This is a genomic window from Kamptonema formosum PCC 6407 (genome assembly GCF_000332155.1).
Classification (GTDB): domain Bacteria; phylum Cyanobacteriota; class Cyanobacteriia; order Cyanobacteriales; family Microcoleaceae; genus Kamptonema; species Kamptonema formosum.
This window is the reverse complement of sequence record NZ_KB235904.1, coordinates 1,148,176-1,161,824: the sequence shown is the minus strand read 5'-3', so window position 1 is coordinate 1,161,824 and position 13,649 is coordinate 1,148,176. Positions and strand designations below refer to the sequence as shown.

The window sequence follows — 13,649 nt, the reverse complement described above, 5'->3', positions numbered from 1 at the left end:
TTGGATGTGGGATTTTGGATTCCAGATTATAAACTGCTCTGAAATCCAAATCTCAAATATTACAAAGCGTTACCGCGAGGAAGAACTTCTTCAGGGAAGATGAAGTTTTCGTGCGGTTGATCTTGAGGAGCCATCCAAGCGCGGATACCCTCATTAAGCAGAATGTTCTTAGTGTAGAACGTTTCAAACTCAGGATCTTCAGCAGCTCGCAACTCTTGGGAGACAAAATCATAAGCCCGCAAGTTTAAAGCCAAACCGACGATACCAATAGAACTCATCCACAAGCCAGTTACAGGCACAAACAACATGAAGAAGTGCAGCCAACGCTTGTTGGAGAAAGCAATTCCGAAGATTTGCGACCAAAAACGGTTCGCTGTCACCATGCTGTAAGTTTCTTCAGCTTGGGTTGGGTTGAAGGCGCGGAAGGTGTTAGCACCATCGCCGTCTTCAAACAGTGTATTTTCTACTGTGGCACCGTGAATGGCGCAAAGTAAAGCACCACCCAAGATTCCAGCTACGCCCATCATGTGGAAGGGGTTGAGCGTCCAGTTGTGAAAACCTTGCAGGAATAACAAAAAGCGGAAAATTGCTGCTACGCCGAAGCTAGGGGCGAAGAACCAGCCGGATTGTCCCAAGGGGTACATTAAGAACACCGAGACGAATACGGCAATCGGGCCGGTGAAAGCTAGAGCGTTGTAGGGACGAATACCTACGAGACGGGCAATTTCAATCTGACGCAGACAGAAGCCAATCAGGGCGAATGCGCCGTGTAGGGCGATGAATGCCCACAGGCCGCCGAGTTGACACCAGCGTGTGAAGTCCCATTGAGCTTCCGGGCCCCAGAGGAACAGTAGGGAGTGACCCAAGCTGTTAGCGGGGGTGGAAACGGCGACGGTGAGGAAGTTAGCGCCTTCGAGGTAGGAGCTAGCTAGACCGTGAGTGTACCAGGAGGTAACGAAGGTGGTGCCGGTCAGCCAACCGCCGATGGCGAAGAAGGCGCAGGGGAAGAGGAGCAAGCCGCTCCAGCCGATGAAAACGAAGCGATCGCGCTTGAGCCAGTCGTCGAGGGCATCAAATAGACCTCGTTCGTTCTGGGCGCGTCCGACTGCTATAGTCATTTCGCGAAAATCCTCGTGCTTATTAAAAGGGGAAGGTTTCTAATTAAGTTAACATAACTATATATTACAAATTAACAAAATTTGCAATTCCCCTGGGCTAAAAAAAGGAAAATTTTATGACTGCACAAATGACATCGACAAGCGATCGCATACTCCGTCTGGAGGTTCTGGGATCGCGCCGCTTGAGTAATTACTTCTTCGCTGCGATCGTTAGTATCGGCGGGACTGGTTTTTTACTGGCAGGTATTTCTTCCTACTTGCACGTTAACCTACTGCCTTTTGCTGACCCTACTCAGCTCTACTTTTTCCCTCAAGGGATTGCGATGACTTTCTATGGTGTTTGTGGGGTGCTGCTGGCGCTTTACCTGTGGATGACGATCGCCTGCGATGTTGGGGGCGGCTACAATGAGTTTAATGGCGAAAATGGGAGTATTAGACTGTTTCGCTGGGGTTTTCCGGGGAAAAACCGCAAAATTGATATCGCCATTAAGAGGGAGGATGTACAATCGGTGCGAATTGATATTAAGGAAGGTCTGAGTCCGCGCCGAGCAATTTATCTCAAACTCAAGGATCGTCGGGAATATCCGTTGACGCGGGTGGGTCAGCCTTTAGGATTGTCTGAGGTGGAAAATCAAGGAGCTCAATTGGCTAGATTTTTGGGAGTTCCTTTGGAAGGCCTTTAGAGGATGTCTGAAGATGAAAAAGGGCGGATATAATTCGCGTTTACAGAAACTAAAATCAATTGGGTGGTATTAGTTTTTGGCTTTTAAAAATCCGCCTGTATGAGTTTTTCTGATACTCATGCAGGCGGATTTATCGTAGGAGACGAACTGTTGGAATGCGCTAGTCAGCTAGGGATAGTTACGATTTAGTGAATATACTGATTACCTTTAATACCTATTTTGTTATACTTATAAAGTCGTTATATATAATTAATCAAAAATGGTTTTAACTCACAACCTATTTTCCCAAACAACTTGCTCCATTAATGGTCACAAAAAAAACGGAAAAGTTTTAGCTGTAGCTACCTATGTAGATTGTCGCAGAATATGTTTTCAACTTGAAGGGGAAAACCGAGGAACATGGATTCCAGAATCAGCATTCGTAGGAGAAGAAATAGTACCTTTTAAAATCGAAACTGAAACACCAGTTGAAACCCTAAATAATGCTGTAAAAGAAAACCCTCGTTTATCAGATTTAAAAACCCAAGCTAATCCTAGTGCTTGGAAAGACTTAGTTGGCTGGCTGGCTGGTGAATTTGCGAACATTGACTTTCCAGCTACCATAAACTCTGTGAATCGATTACAGGGAAGATATAAGGAAAGCACACCCTATGAAATTGCTCATATCTTGATCGTTCATAAGTCTTTACAGGCAGCAGGAGTTGAGCTAATTAGTAAAACAGTTGTGGAAGATATCTTAATAGGTTTGGCAAAGATTGATTTACCATCTATCTCTAAGCTCTCAGCCGAAATGGTGTATCAGATAGCAGCAATTTATGGCTTTTCATTAGACTCTGAAGAACGTAAACAGGAAGCCCTTATGATTTTTGGTGTTACTCTTTTAGGGGAAAGAGCAATCAATGCAGGTATAGATTGGCTAAAGCTTGATCCAATGAAAGCTAAAGCCTTAAATGTAATAAGCAAAGCCTTAATGATCTATGCAATTGGAAATGCAGCTTGTGTCTTCTATGCAGCGAAGGCTAAAAAGCGCGATGCTTTGACTTCTGTTGACGAATTCAAGAAATTAGAAGAAGAAAGTCAAGTTTATCTAGAAGATGCTACATCCGAAGAGAAAATTTATCATAAGCTTGAAGAGGAAATCAGAGAGGCTGTTCCCAAGCCAAATTATTCTAATTTGGAAAAATTATTGAGTATGCAGGAATGGGAAAGATCCGATTTGGAAACTGGAAAAATTGTTTTACAATTATTAAGTCACAATCCGGTAGATAATATAAGATCCCTAGCCATTGAGGACATCCAAAATATAGATAGACTTTGGGGAAGCAACAGTAACGGACGTTTTGGCTTCAGAGTACAAAAACAGATATATTTCAGTGTGGGTAAAAAAGTAGGAGACTTTGGAGAAGCTGTGGGTTGGCGAGGAAAAGCTGGAGTGTTTGGGGGTATTTTTGGCTGGAAAGAATATAAAGACATAACTTTCAACCTTAATAAAGCCCCTCAAGGACACTTACCTGCATTTTGGTTCAATATTTATGATAAACACGGCGGTGTGATAGTTGATGAATCTTTAAAGGCAATTCTTGAAAGACAAGAGTGGTAATCTAAAAACCACTTTATCTAATTCAGCATTAGTTAAGCGATCGCACATCTCCCATTCCTGAATCTCAAAGCGCGATCGCACTGCACCAACAACTCATCTAATTTCCTGCAACACTTCCAATTGACTCGGATGCGTTATGTGTTCCTGCAACATATTGCTAAAGTAGAAAACCTCATATTCTGGTACTAACTCTTTTCTCAACTGATGCCAAAGACTGACACCTTCATCCTCAAAAGCTTGCTTTATCTCTAAACTAGCAAAACCCGATGAAGCCGGATCGTCCCAGTTTAATTTAGCATCATAGGCATCTGCCCACTTTTCCAAACGTAAGAGTGTTTGCTGACTCAAGGGTAGTGTTGCGGGATCGATATCACCTACTTTTTCCCCATTAGCCCACCATAGGGGATAGCATCCATAATCAGCCATAAGTTCAATTTTCATAGCCATAGTAGTTATTCACAAATTAAGGCGAAGTTCTAGGATTAGCCCCGACTATATATCCGTTACTACCGATAGTAAAAGCTATGTAAAGCGATCGCACTCCTTTACCACCAAATTACTTACTTTCTTGCAACTACAATTTAAGCCGATCGCATTCACGCTAACGGCCAATTTAAAACGAACCCTGGTAACACATCTTCTCCCGATAAACTTACGGGAATTTGTACAATCTCTACCGTGCGATCGCGTCGATAAATTTCTACTTGTCGATCTTGAGGATTAATTAGCCACCCTAACTGCAAACCACTATTAAGATATTCCTGCATTTTCTCCCGAAGAGGTTGAATCGCATCTGTACGGGAACGCAACTCAATGACAAAATCAGGACAAATTGGTGGAAACTTCTCTTGTTCTTCCTCCGTTAAAGCTGACCATCGTTCTAACCTCACCCAAGCTACATCAGGAGAGCGATCGCCTCCATTAGGTAAACGAAAAATTGTCGAAGAACTAAAAACTATCCCCAGTTGCGTTTGCCGATTCCACAAATATACATCTGTAATTAAACTAGCTTCTCGATTTCCACTCACTCCACCTACAGGGGACATAATAACGATCTCTCCCTTAGCTGTGCGTTCAAATTGCCAATCTCGATTAACCTGACACAAGCGGTAAAACTGTTCGTCACTCAGATCGACATTTTCCAAATTTAAAATCACTGTCGTCATTGTCCCGAACTCCGATATTAATATTAAAAACTTACTTGATACAATTACTATTGTAGATCAACTGTCTAATTTCTAGTCAAGATGAAAATTAAAATTCAGCGATGGATACTGCCACTTTTGCTCGTTGGCGTACTAACTTTAGGAGGATGCGGCGATTCCCCTAGTGCAAATTCCTCACCCGTCCCTAGCCCCTCTGCCAGTGAAGCGGCTTCAACTCCACCGCAACAAGCGAGTAGCCCACAAATTACTAATGTACCCCGCCTAGAAGGAAAGGCAACGGTAGTAATGGTGGTCAAAGGTACCCCCATAACTATCGAAGTAGACGGCACAAATGCGCCTATTACTGCGGGTAATTTTGTTGATTTAGTCAAGCGCGGAGTTTACGACGGCTTGGTATTTCACCGAGTAGTTCGGGAACCGGAACCTTTTGTAGTTCAAGGCGGCGATCCCCAGGGGAAAGATCCTAAGTTTCCGGCGGCGGGTTTGGGAACAGGTGGTTTTATCGATCCGGCAACTTCAAAAGAGCGCTATATTCCCTTAGAAATTAAGCCGAAAGGAGCCAAAGAACCTACCTATAGTACGACACTTCAACAAGCGGGAGTAACGGCTAAACCTGTGTTGCAGCATACTCGCGGCGCTGTAGCAATGGCTCGATCTAATCCTCCTGATTCGGCTTCTTCTCAGTTTTATTTTGCTTTGAGTGATTTGCCATTTTTGGATGGGAGTTATGCGGTTTTTGGCTATGTAACGCAAGGGATGGAAGCGGTGGATCAAATTCAGGCTGGAGATCGCATTGAGTCGGCTAAGGTAACGCAGGGGTTGGAAAATTTGAAAAATTAATTGTTAGTAGTTAGTGGTTAGTTGTTGGTTGTTCGTGGGCAAATAGTTAGTTTATAGTTGTAAGTAGCAGGTGACTGGTTGTCAAGTCCAATATTAACAACTAGCAACTAACAACTAACAAATAGCAATGAGTGTAAAAGTTGTTATTACTGGAATCGGTCTTGTTTCAGCTTTGGGTACGCTGGAATCTAGTTGGAATCAGATTTTATCGGGTAATTCTGGGATTAGGCTACACCAACCTTTCCCAGAAATTGAATGCAGGCCGTTGGCTTTAATTGGCAAAAAACCTGTTGAGTTAATAAAACTGACTCGGCAGGTTTTGGCTGATGCTATTATCGATGCTGATTTATTTTTACCTTTACCTGATTGTGGCTTAGTTATTGGTTCTAGTCGCGGAAATCAAGCAAAGTTAGAGCAATTTGCAAGGGAAGGAAGAAGGAAAAAGGAAGAAAAAAGAAGGAAGAAGGAAGAAAAATTTACTTATCTAGCAGAGGACGAAGAAGGAAAAGAATTACCAATTACCAATTACCAATTCTTAGATTGTTTGCCTCATGCTGGGGCGATCGCGGCGGCTAATTTCATTGGTACGAGGGGGCCAGTATTAGCACCAGCGGCAGCTTGTGCGACGGGAATTTGGGCGATCGCGCAAGCTTTTGAGTTAATCCAGACGGGACAATGCGATCGCGTCATTGCTGGCGCTGTGGAAGCCCCAATTACGCCCTTAACCCTAGCAGGATTCAATCAGATGGGTGCTTTGGCCCAAACGGGGGCCTATCCCTTTGATTCGCAGCGCGAAGGCTTTGTTTTGGGAGAAGGCGCTGCGGTGTTAGTTTTGGAGTCTGCTGAGTTAGCTAAGAGACGCGGTGCTAAGATTTACGGTCAAGTTTTGGGTTTTGGCTTGACAAATGATGCCTGTTATGGAACTGCACCGGATTTAGGAGGGAAAAGTGCGATCGCAGCGATCGAGCAATGTTTAAGTCGTAGTAAATTATCTGTCAATGATATAGATTATATTCATGCTCACGGCACTGCAACTAATTTAAATGATGAACATGAGGCAATGTTAACTGAAAAGTTATTTCCTCAAGGAGTTGCTATTAGTTCAACTAAGGGAGCAACGGGACATACATTAGGTGCGTCTGGTGCGTTGGGTGCGGCCTTGTGTTTAATGAGTCTTAAACATCAAATCTTACCGCCTTGTGTGGGATTGAGAACATCATTATTTGAGTTAGACTTAGTTATGGCTGCCCGTGGGAGTAAGATCGGGAATACACTTTGTTTTAGCTTTGGATTTGGGGGACAAAATGCTGTGATAGCTTTAGGAAGGTATAGGTAAAGTGCGGCTGGATGACAATGATTGAAGAAATTAGGGTTAAAATTGTACAGGGTGATTTTGAATTTTTAAAATTAGGAGAAGCCAAAATGGAAACTGACATTTTGAAAGAAACAATTGTAGAAGAAAAAGTAACTTTTACCCTAGAAATTAAGGGCAAGTTTATCATTTTTGAAAACGTCCCAGCTAGGGTTTGTGTGGAAACGAGAGAACGTTTTTTTTCTCCTGAGAGAGTAAAGCGGTTGCAGCAAATAGTTTGGGAAGACAGAAAGCCTACTCGCGTGATTGAGACACCTGTAATTGAGTTTACTGCATAGTAGTAGTAGATTTTGCTTGAGGTTCTATCTTCTCATCAGGCAGTTATAGGTTGTTCTCGCCCCCAGAAGGCTTCTATTTCCTGAGAAAATTGAAGCGTCGTCTTACCCATATACTGACGCACTTTCGATAACCATTCTGGGTTATCCCCCAGACGTTCACATACAGTAACCGCAACGACTTCTTGCACTTTAATATCTTCGTGGTTGGCTAATTGTTCAAGAAAAGTAAATATCTGCTTGAGAATTGGTTGATTATGTGATTCAAGCAAAGAGATTAAGTAGGGGTTAAGCAGATCCCCAAAGATAATGTGAGGCCCTGGTTGTTCATTTCCCCACCACTTTAGCTCTAATTCATAACTTTGTCGAAGTTCCGGTACTACTTCAACTAGCTTTTCTCCTATGTTTTCAAATTTTAATTCGCTCATTGTTAGTAATGTTGGTAATGTTGAATATCTTGGTGATGTTGATGATGTTGGCATGAGATTTTGAGACAATTATCAAACTACTTTGGGGGACTTCTTTGATTGACGTTAATTACTTTCATTTGACTAAATATATATAGTGTACATCGATTATATATGAGAAGAGTAAATCTTATTATCTTAATAGATTTACGTTACTAGCAAAGCATCTCGTAAATCGCAAAATATATCAGTTGCTATGGTTTTATCTTCTGCATTTAGGTTGCCTTCCTGAATCATTTTCTCTAATTGTCGCATTCGCTCTATTCCTTTTTGCTTATGGGTTTTTCCTCCCACTAGATTTCCTGTTTTTGTTTCATAGATGATTGCAGATGCAGTACCTTCTGGATGAAGTGTAGGGTTGTCTCGGAAAAGCTTATTAACTACACGCTCTAGCCTTGGATTGCTTACTGTGGGTTTTGTTTGAACCCTCAGCTTATCCAGAGCATCTTGGACTTCAGGTGGAATTTCCAAATTTTTTCCTTTCTAACTATTGTTTGCTTTTAAATTATAACCTTAGCTAGCGGTTAGCAACGTGGTTGGGCGATCGCGTCTTCCTTCACCCTTTCTTCATTCCTCCAAATTATCTCAGATTGCATATCATATATAACTACTTTTGTCAAGCTAAATCAATTACCCGATCGCTCTACTTTCTAGGTTGAGCGGGGTTTATACTCAAGACTCAGTTTGGGTTACAGGTGGGGATATGATAGTCTAACGGGGAGTAACACCAACAGGCGTATGCACTATTAGCTCGGCGAAACTCTACTTAGACAGGGAGCGATCGCTCTGACCCTCAGCTCAATCGTAAGCTGACGAAAACTGAGTATTTATACTGAACTGCGCTCCGCTCGGCTGAAATAAGGCTTTATAGCCCAACTTCTGGGCACAAAGCTCGCTTTACCGAGTGGTGAGAGTGAAGAAATACTGAGTAAATATAGCATTATCCAGTGAAATGCTCCAAGACTTGCATCCAGACGAAGAAACGGCTGAATGGTGCGAACTGATTCAATTGCAAGTACAGCGAATGTTAGGAATGGCGGACGAAGTATTAGAATTTTCTCGCGGTAATGCTGTACTGCACAAAAAAACAGTCAATTTATCTCATACTTTACAGCAATTTGAAAAGCTAAACCGAGTTTATTTTGATAGTACTCATGTCGATTTGGTAGTGCAGACAGCAGATGTAATTATCGAAGCTGATGAAAACAAGATTTTGCGCGTTTTGCAAAATTTAGTGGGAAATGCTGTAGAAGCTTTTGACGGTAAGGGTGGTAAAGTTGAGATTGTGCTTGAGACCGATGAGAAATGGGCAAAAATTATAATTTCTGACAATGGACCGGGAATTCCTGAGTCAATTCGCGAACATCTATTTGACGCATTTGTAACTTTTGGAAAGCGGAGCGGTACGGGATTGGGAACAGCGATCGCTAAGTCAATTATAGATGCTCATGGCGGCGATATTACTTTTGAATCGCAATATTCCCAAGGCACAACTTTCTGCCTGCGTTTGCCACGAATAAAAACTGAATAGAATCCACTTTTAGATCGTCTACAATCTAAAATCTACAATTTACAATCTACAATTTAAAATGGGATGACAGCTACAATTCAAACCCTACCCGCAGAAGTTGTCCACCTAATTGCCGCCGGAGAAGTCATTGACTCTTTGGCCGCTGTAGTGCGAGAATTGGTAGAAAATTCCCTCGATGCGAGTGCAACTAGAATCATTGTTTCGCTCTGGCCAGAGCAATGGCGAGTGCAAGTTGCAGACAATGGTATGGGGATGAATTTAGAGAACTTACAGCAGGCGGCAACTGCTCATAGCACTAGCAAAATTAAGAGTGCAAAAGACCTTTGGAAGATTACAACTCTAGGATTTCGCGGCGAAGCTTTACACAGTTTGGCTCAGTTAGCCTGCTTGGAAATTGCAAGTCGAGAAAACGATTTTGAACATCCGATTGAAGAGAGATTAGATTCTAAGAATGACCAGCAAAAATCCCCCAATCAAAATCTAACATCTGGTTGGCGAGTTGTTTACAATAATATTGGGGAACCGACGGAAGTACAAGCAATTGCGATCGCTCCCGGTACTGTGGTAACGGTATCTAATTTATTTGGCAGTTGGCCAGTCCGTCGCGGTTTTGTATCTCCTACACAGCAGTTACGAGCAGTACAATTAATGCTTCAGCAAATCGCTGTTTGTCATCCCCGCGTTACTTGGCAAATTCGCCAAGGTGACAATCTTGTTTTGCATATTAGTCCCGGCGTTACAGCCAAGGAAACTCTACCCCAAATCTTGCGAGGAGTGCGATTAAGTGATTTGCAACAATTAACCTTGGAAGTGTCGCCACCTTTAGGGAGCGGGGGAGCAGGGGAGCAGGAGAGCGGGGGGAGCAGGGGGAGCAGGGGGAGCAGGGGGAGCAGGGGGAGCGGGGGAGCAGGGGGAGCGGGGGGGCGGAGGAGGGGGGGAGATATTACCAATTACCAATTACCAGTTAACAGTTAACAGTTAACAGTTAACAATTAACAATTAATATTAATTGCGATGATTATTGGTGTAAGGAATTCTGGCTCCGGCCCACTGAAGTTTTTCTCTTAAGGTGCGGTAATAAGAATAGTTTTCGCGCAAAATGATAAATTTTGCATTACAGTCTGCCATCCGCACGTCTACGCGATGTCCTGGCCAGATGGCAGTAGCCATAACGCCATCCATCCAGAGCTTAGTAGTTAGATCGTAGTCGGCTAGTGGCCAGATGCTAACTACGGAGCCGGAAGGCAGAAGAATTGGGCGACTGGAGAGGCTTAAAGGGCAAATCGGAGTAACTGCGATCGCTTCCATTCCGGGGTGTAGGATGGGGCCATTGGCAGAAGCCGTGTAGCAAGTCGAACCTGTAGGAGTAGCGACTATTAAACCGTCTCCTTGATATTGATCGACTACTTCGCCGTCTACCTCCATTTCGAGGATAGAAGTCGGCATTCTGTCAGCGGAGGCTGGCTTGACGCACATTTCATTGAGGGCGAGGAAGCGATCGCTTACTGGTTCCATGTTAGTGCGATCGCCCTCAAATACGGCCGCCTGTAACATCATCCGCTTCTGTACAGCATAGCGATCTTGCAACAACCGATCCCAAACCTTTTCACTGTCCTTAAAATCTTCAAAAGATTCAGTTAAAAACCCCAAATGTCCGCCCACATTCACCGCTAAAATGGGGATGTTATCGGGAGCAAGATGTCTAGCCGCAGCCAAAGCCGTACCATCACCGCCGAGCACTACTGCTAGGTCGATCTTTCCCGTGCTAGAAGCCAAAAATACTGGGTAGGGGTTATCCTTCGCGCCGGATGGCCCCATCAAAACGTGACAACCCCTACTTTCCAATTGCCTCGCACACTGTTCGGCCCACTGCTGGCTTTGGGCATCTCTAGCTTTGTGGGCGATGATTACCTGTTTGAGCTGCACGTTTTTACTCTAATAGGACTTGGATTAGTACCATTGTGTCATTAGGAGTCTTGTGAAGCAATGTTGTTGAGAGTTTTGAGTTTTGAGAGATGGCTTCGTTCCTCGCAACGGGCTTTACCCTGTGGGTAGTCTTGGCCAAAACCGTAGGTAGAAGGTAGAAGGCAGGAGGTTGGTTGTATGAAGTTCACTCAATCTAGGAAAAATAGTCAATTACTTGAAAGCGATCGCGCTTAAGCTAAATTAGAACTATAAGACGCTGTTTACTCAAAAGAATGGAAGAAGAGAAAGTTGTGTTTAATTTATCTCCTGTTTTTCGAGAATATCTCAGAAATTGCAGTTAACTGTTGACAGTTAACCAAAGTGCGATAAAATTAGAAATAACTACGTAAAGGAATCTTTATTAATTGAATTTCTAGACCATTAATTAAGATGAGTAAAAATCATAAGGTAAGGTTTTTCAATTCAAAAAATGGCTAATTTACCAGAGGAGATAGTTACAAGAGTTTTTAGCTTACAACGACAAATGCTAGTGTTGATGGATGAAGCCGGAGCAGCAGAATTAGCACTTTTTGAACGAGTAGGCGAAACAGAGGCAACGCTGCCCGAATTAGGGGAACTCCAAAATATTAGAGAACGTGCTGATGGTTACTACTCGCGTTTTTCTACGGTGTTGCGACGGATATTTGATTCTCAACCGAGGGCGAACAGTGCTAACCTAGAATTACTAGCTAGGACAATCTCAGAAGTTCAAGTGAATGCTGAGGCGATGCGAGCTAGTATTGAAGAAGTTAAGAGAAACTGGAACTTGCTATGACTAATGAAGTGAAAATTCCTGACGAAGAAGCCAGGGCGCGTTCTGTCGAAAAAATGCGATCCCTCTGCAAGCGAATTGACAGTAATTTTTTAGAATTAGATGAATTAATTGCTAGTTTGGAAGCAGACATTCGCAACAGCCCTCTGATTGCTTATCGTTTAGGAAAGATAAAAAAGGAATCGGTAAATGGTTAACTGTTTACCGTTTTTTGCATAAGTCCTAAAATTCATTAGTCCTCTGAGCGAGGACTTTAGTTATTAGCCAGGGGTTAAAACCCCTGGCTGTTTTCAGCTTAAGATATAATTCTCTGACCATTGCCAGTAAGTAAAGCAAGGATTATCTGCTTTTACAGCCACAGCTCCGATATATCCTAAAACAGGAGTTAACTGCTGCAAAAACCAAGGTTTTGCTGCTTGATAATTGCCCTGAATGGTTAATATTTCAGGAGGTTTGTTTGGGGAAAATAAGATTTCAAACCGATCTAAACCAAAGGCTAATCCTTCTCCTATTGCTTTTAGATAAGCTTCTTTACAAGTCCATAATTCAAAGAATGCTTCTGGTTTTTCTGAGGGAGAAAGTTCGCTCAGCCACGCATATTCTTTGGCTGAAAAGAAGCGTTGAGCAATTTGTTCGGCATCGGCAATCGGATGAATTTTTTCGATATCAATGCCAATTTCGCGATCGCGGGTAATGGCATACAAGGCAACTTTACCAGAGTGAGATAAGTTAAATTTGAGTTTTTTAACTCCACAACTTTCTGCTATTTCTGGTTTGCCTCGACTTCCATAATTAAACTGTATTTGCTCTGGAGCTATCTCTGAGTAGCGGCTTAAAATTGCTCTTAAAATTCCGCGAGAAGCGATGAAAAATTGTCTATGTTCCTCAAAGTGAAATCGCTCTGCTCTAATTTTCTCGTCACTAGATAGTGTTAGAGAAAATATCTCAAGTTGCTCAGGAGGTAAATCGAGAGCAGCATACCAAATATGGATGTCATTACTAGATAATGTCAGTTCTGCAATGGGAGCATTCCAGAGGCAATCAGAAACATTCATGTTTAGTGTAATTCAACAGAAAAATCATAATCATATCCCTTGAAATTCGAGTCAAGTTGTAAAGTGTAGTCGCCCGTAGCTGGGATTTTTCCTGTCCACTCTGTTTTACCTTCTACATCGCTAGCTCCGCCTAAAATTTTACCATCTGGTGTTAAAATTAATGGTAAAACTTGTTGATGATTAGTGAGTATCATCGTCTGACCTTTGGTAGCATTAATTAGGTAAGAATGGCTACCACCGCCGATGATTTTACCTTGGACTATTGCCTCACTTCCTCCCGCAACAAAACTAATTCTCTGCTTGACATTTGGACAACTACTTTTTGTACGATTTTTGGCAATCCAACCCGCGATCGGATCGCTAATTTGCAACCAACCATTTTGTTCATCAGCGACAGAAACAAAGCTATTATTTCTGAGCGTACCGACTATTTTGCTCTCGCTTACCTGTGGGCGATCGCGCACATTTAGCGGAGGGTTGGGGTCAGCTACTAAGGCCATACTAATTTTACACCCCGAATCTGGCGGGGAGACCACTATTGGCTGAGGTTTAGGAGTGGTAGGCGGGGAGGCGGCTGGCTGAGGTTTGGGGGATACTGGGGTGTCCGCCACTGGCGATACTGGATTGATATCCGCTTGCGGGTTTGGTACTGGGGATGATAGAACGGGAGGATTAGAGGGTTGGGGTGGTAATTCAGAGTCAGTGAAACTCGATTGGGACTGAATCGTGGCAACGGTGACACCAAGGGCGGTGGCAACTCCAGCTAAGCCTGCTATGATGAATTGGCTAGGTTTGAAGGACATAA

General features: G+C 43.0%; 16 protein-coding genes and 1 pseudogene. 9 read left to right on the top strand and 8 right to left on the bottom strand.

Annotated elements, in window-relative coordinates:
* Window positions 1-59 precede the first annotated feature (59 nt).
* Entirely contained in the window at window positions 60-1,118 is a 1,059-nt protein-coding gene (gene psbD, locus OSCIL6407_RS0122155) for a photosystem II D2 protein (photosystem q(a) protein) (protein WP_019487102.1), read from the bottom strand.
* 116 nt (window positions 1,119-1,234) lie between these two features.
* On the opposite strand from psbD, the gene OSCIL6407_RS0122150 reads away from it, so the two are divergent.
* Both OSCIL6407_RS0122150 and OSCIL6407_RS0122145 read left to right on the top strand, forming a co-directional pair.
* Entirely contained in the window at window positions 1,235-1,801 is a 567-nt protein-coding gene (locus tag OSCIL6407_RS0122150) for a photosystem I assembly protein Ycf4 (RefSeq protein ID WP_007353448.1), read from the top strand.
* 259 nt (window positions 1,802-2,060) lie between these two features.
* Window positions 2,061-3,401 (top strand): GUN4 domain-containing protein, encoded by a 1,341-nt coding sequence (locus OSCIL6407_RS0122145; RefSeq protein WP_007353449.1) that lies wholly within the window; start codon window positions 2,061-2,063, stop codon window positions 3,399-3,401.
* A 93-nt stretch (window positions 3,402-3,494) separates the two neighbouring features.
* On the opposite strand, the gene OSCIL6407_RS0122140 is transcribed toward OSCIL6407_RS0122145, so the two are convergent.
* Both OSCIL6407_RS0122140 and OSCIL6407_RS0122135 read right to left on the bottom strand, forming a co-directional pair.
* Window positions 3,495-3,848 (bottom strand): hypothetical protein, encoded by a 354-nt coding sequence (locus OSCIL6407_RS0122140; protein WP_007353450.1) that lies wholly within the window; start codon window positions 3,846-3,848, stop codon window positions 3,495-3,497.
* A 149-nt stretch (window positions 3,849-3,997) separates the two neighbouring features.
* A complete protein-coding gene (locus tag OSCIL6407_RS0122135; RefSeq protein WP_007353451.1) occupies window positions 3,998-4,567 on the bottom strand; it encodes a Uma2 family endonuclease in 570 nt (189 codons plus the stop codon).
* Window positions 4,568-4,648: 81 nt separating this feature from the next.
* On the opposite strand from OSCIL6407_RS0122135, the gene OSCIL6407_RS0122130 reads away from it, so the two are divergent.
* From OSCIL6407_RS0122130 to OSCIL6407_RS31115, 3 genes are all read left to right on the top strand, one after another.
* On the top strand, window positions 4,649-5,407 hold the full coding sequence (locus OSCIL6407_RS0122130; protein ID WP_007353452.1) for a peptidylprolyl isomerase: 759 nt from the start codon (window positions 4,649-4,651) through the stop codon (window positions 5,405-5,407).
* Between the two features lie 127 nt (window positions 5,408-5,534).
* Window positions 5,535-6,743 (top strand): beta-ketoacyl-ACP synthase, encoded by a 1,209-nt coding sequence (locus OSCIL6407_RS0122125; protein ID WP_007353453.1) that lies wholly within the window; start codon window positions 5,535-5,537, stop codon window positions 6,741-6,743.
* A gap of 11 nt (window positions 6,744-6,754) precedes the next feature.
* Window positions 6,755-7,057: a YgiT-type zinc finger protein gene (locus tag OSCIL6407_RS31115; protein WP_007353454.1), complete on the top strand. Its 303-nt coding sequence runs from the start codon at window positions 6,755-6,757 to the stop codon at window positions 7,055-7,057.
* 35 nt (window positions 7,058-7,092) lie between these two features.
* Here the strand turns inward: OSCIL6407_RS31115 and OSCIL6407_RS0122115 are convergent, their stop codons facing one another.
* Window positions 7,093-7,482 carry a DUF7674 family protein gene (locus OSCIL6407_RS0122115; protein WP_007353455.1) on the bottom strand — a complete coding sequence of 130 codons (390 nt, stop codon included), beginning with the start codon at window positions 7,480-7,482 and terminating at the stop codon, window positions 7,093-7,095.
* 186 nt (window positions 7,483-7,668) lie between these two features.
* Window positions 7,669-7,992, bottom strand: a complete 324-nt coding sequence (locus OSCIL6407_RS0122110) for a hypothetical protein (RefSeq protein ID WP_007353456.1) — start codon at window positions 7,990-7,992, stop codon at window positions 7,669-7,671.
* Window positions 7,993-8,473: 481 nt separating this feature from the next.
* Here OSCIL6407_RS0122110 and OSCIL6407_RS31110 point away from each other — a divergent pair, with 481 nt between their 5' ends.
* Together OSCIL6407_RS31110 and mutL are read left to right on the top strand one after the other, a co-directional pair.
* Window positions 8,474-9,052 carry a sensor histidine kinase gene (locus OSCIL6407_RS31110; protein ID WP_019487668.1) on the top strand — a complete coding sequence of 193 codons (579 nt, stop codon included), beginning with the start codon at window positions 8,474-8,476 and terminating at the stop codon, window positions 9,050-9,052.
* Window positions 9,053-9,115: 63 nt separating this feature from the next.
* Window positions 9,116-9,874, top strand: a pseudogene (gene mutL / locus OSCIL6407_RS31105) (DNA mismatch repair endonuclease MutL); the annotation flags it as partial.
* 183 nt (window positions 9,875-10,057) lie between these two features.
* Here the strand turns inward: mutL and OSCIL6407_RS0122095 are convergent.
* Complete coding sequence (locus OSCIL6407_RS0122095) at window positions 10,058-10,978, bottom strand: NAD(+) kinase (protein ID WP_007353651.1); 921 nt, start codon at window positions 10,976-10,978, stop codon at window positions 10,058-10,060.
* 469 nt (window positions 10,979-11,447) lie between these two features.
* On the opposite strand from OSCIL6407_RS0122095, the gene OSCIL6407_RS0122090 reads away from it, so the two are divergent.
* Complete coding sequence (locus OSCIL6407_RS0122090) at window positions 11,448-11,792, top strand: hypothetical protein (RefSeq protein WP_007353652.1); 345 nt, start codon at window positions 11,448-11,450, stop codon at window positions 11,790-11,792.
* A complete protein-coding gene (locus tag OSCIL6407_RS0122085; protein WP_007353653.1) occupies window positions 11,789-11,986 on the top strand; it encodes a hypothetical protein in 198 nt (65 codons plus the stop codon). The genes OSCIL6407_RS0122090 and OSCIL6407_RS0122085 overlap by 4 nt, the downstream gene beginning before the upstream one ends.
* 93 nt (window positions 11,987-12,079) lie before the next feature.
* Here OSCIL6407_RS0122085 and OSCIL6407_RS0122080 read toward each other — a convergent pair whose 3' ends face one another.
* Complete coding sequence (locus tag OSCIL6407_RS0122080; RefSeq protein WP_007353654.1) at window positions 12,080-12,844, bottom strand: 4'-phosphopantetheinyl transferase family protein; 765 nt, start codon at window positions 12,842-12,844, stop codon at window positions 12,080-12,082.
* 2 nt (window positions 12,845-12,846) lie between these two features.
* Window positions 12,847-13,647 carry an SH3 domain-containing protein gene (locus OSCIL6407_RS0122075; RefSeq protein ID WP_007353655.1) on the bottom strand — a complete coding sequence of 267 codons (801 nt, stop codon included), beginning with the start codon at window positions 13,645-13,647 and terminating at the stop codon, window positions 12,847-12,849.
* Between the last annotated feature and the right edge of the window lie 2 nt (window positions 13,648-13,649).

Excerpts from the sequence above, each read along its gene's own strand:
- OSCIL6407_RS0122130 (WP_007353452.1), top strand. The coding sequence starts at position 4,649 with ATGAAAATTAAAATTCAGCGATGGATACTGCCACTTTTGCTCGTTGGC.
- OSCIL6407_RS0122140 (WP_007353450.1), bottom strand. The coding sequence starts at position 3,848 with ATGGCTATGAAAATTGAACTTATGGCTGATTATGGATGCTATCCCCTA.
- OSCIL6407_RS31115 (WP_007353454.1), top strand. The coding sequence starts at position 6,755 with ATGACAATGATTGAAGAAATTAGGGTTAAAATTGTACAGGGTGATTTT.
- OSCIL6407_RS0122080 (WP_007353654.1), bottom strand. The coding sequence starts at position 12,844 with ATGAATGTTTCTGATTGCCTCTGGAATGCTCCCATTGCAGAACTGACA.
- OSCIL6407_RS0122150 (WP_007353448.1), top strand. The coding sequence starts at position 1,235 with ATGACTGCACAAATGACATCGACAAGCGATCGCATACTCCGTCTGGAG.
- OSCIL6407_RS0122125 (WP_007353453.1), top strand. The coding sequence starts at position 5,535 with ATGAGTGTAAAAGTTGTTATTACTGGAATCGGTCTTGTTTCAGCTTTG.
- OSCIL6407_RS0122115 (WP_007353455.1), bottom strand. The coding sequence starts at position 7,482 with ATGAGCGAATTAAAATTTGAAAACATAGGAGAAAAGCTAGTTGAAGTA.
- OSCIL6407_RS0122145 (WP_007353449.1), top strand. The coding sequence starts at position 2,061 with ATGGTTTTAACTCACAACCTATTTTCCCAAACAACTTGCTCCATTAAT.
- OSCIL6407_RS0122135 (WP_007353451.1), bottom strand. The coding sequence starts at position 4,567 with ATGACGACAGTGATTTTAAATTTGGAAAATGTCGATCTGAGTGACGAA.
- OSCIL6407_RS31110 (WP_019487668.1), top strand. The coding sequence starts at position 8,474 with ATGCTCCAAGACTTGCATCCAGACGAAGAAACGGCTGAATGGTGCGAA.
- psbD (WP_019487102.1), bottom strand. The coding sequence starts at position 1,118 with ATGACTATAGCAGTCGGACGCGCCCAGAACGAACGAGGTCTATTTGAT.
- OSCIL6407_RS0122085 (WP_007353653.1), top strand. The coding sequence starts at position 11,789 with ATGACTAATGAAGTGAAAATTCCTGACGAAGAAGCCAGGGCGCGTTCT.
- OSCIL6407_RS0122075 (WP_007353655.1), bottom strand. The coding sequence starts at position 13,647 with ATGTCCTTCAAACCTAGCCAATTCATCATAGCAGGCTTAGCTGGAGTT.
- OSCIL6407_RS0122090 (WP_007353652.1), top strand. The coding sequence starts at position 11,448 with ATGGCTAATTTACCAGAGGAGATAGTTACAAGAGTTTTTAGCTTACAA.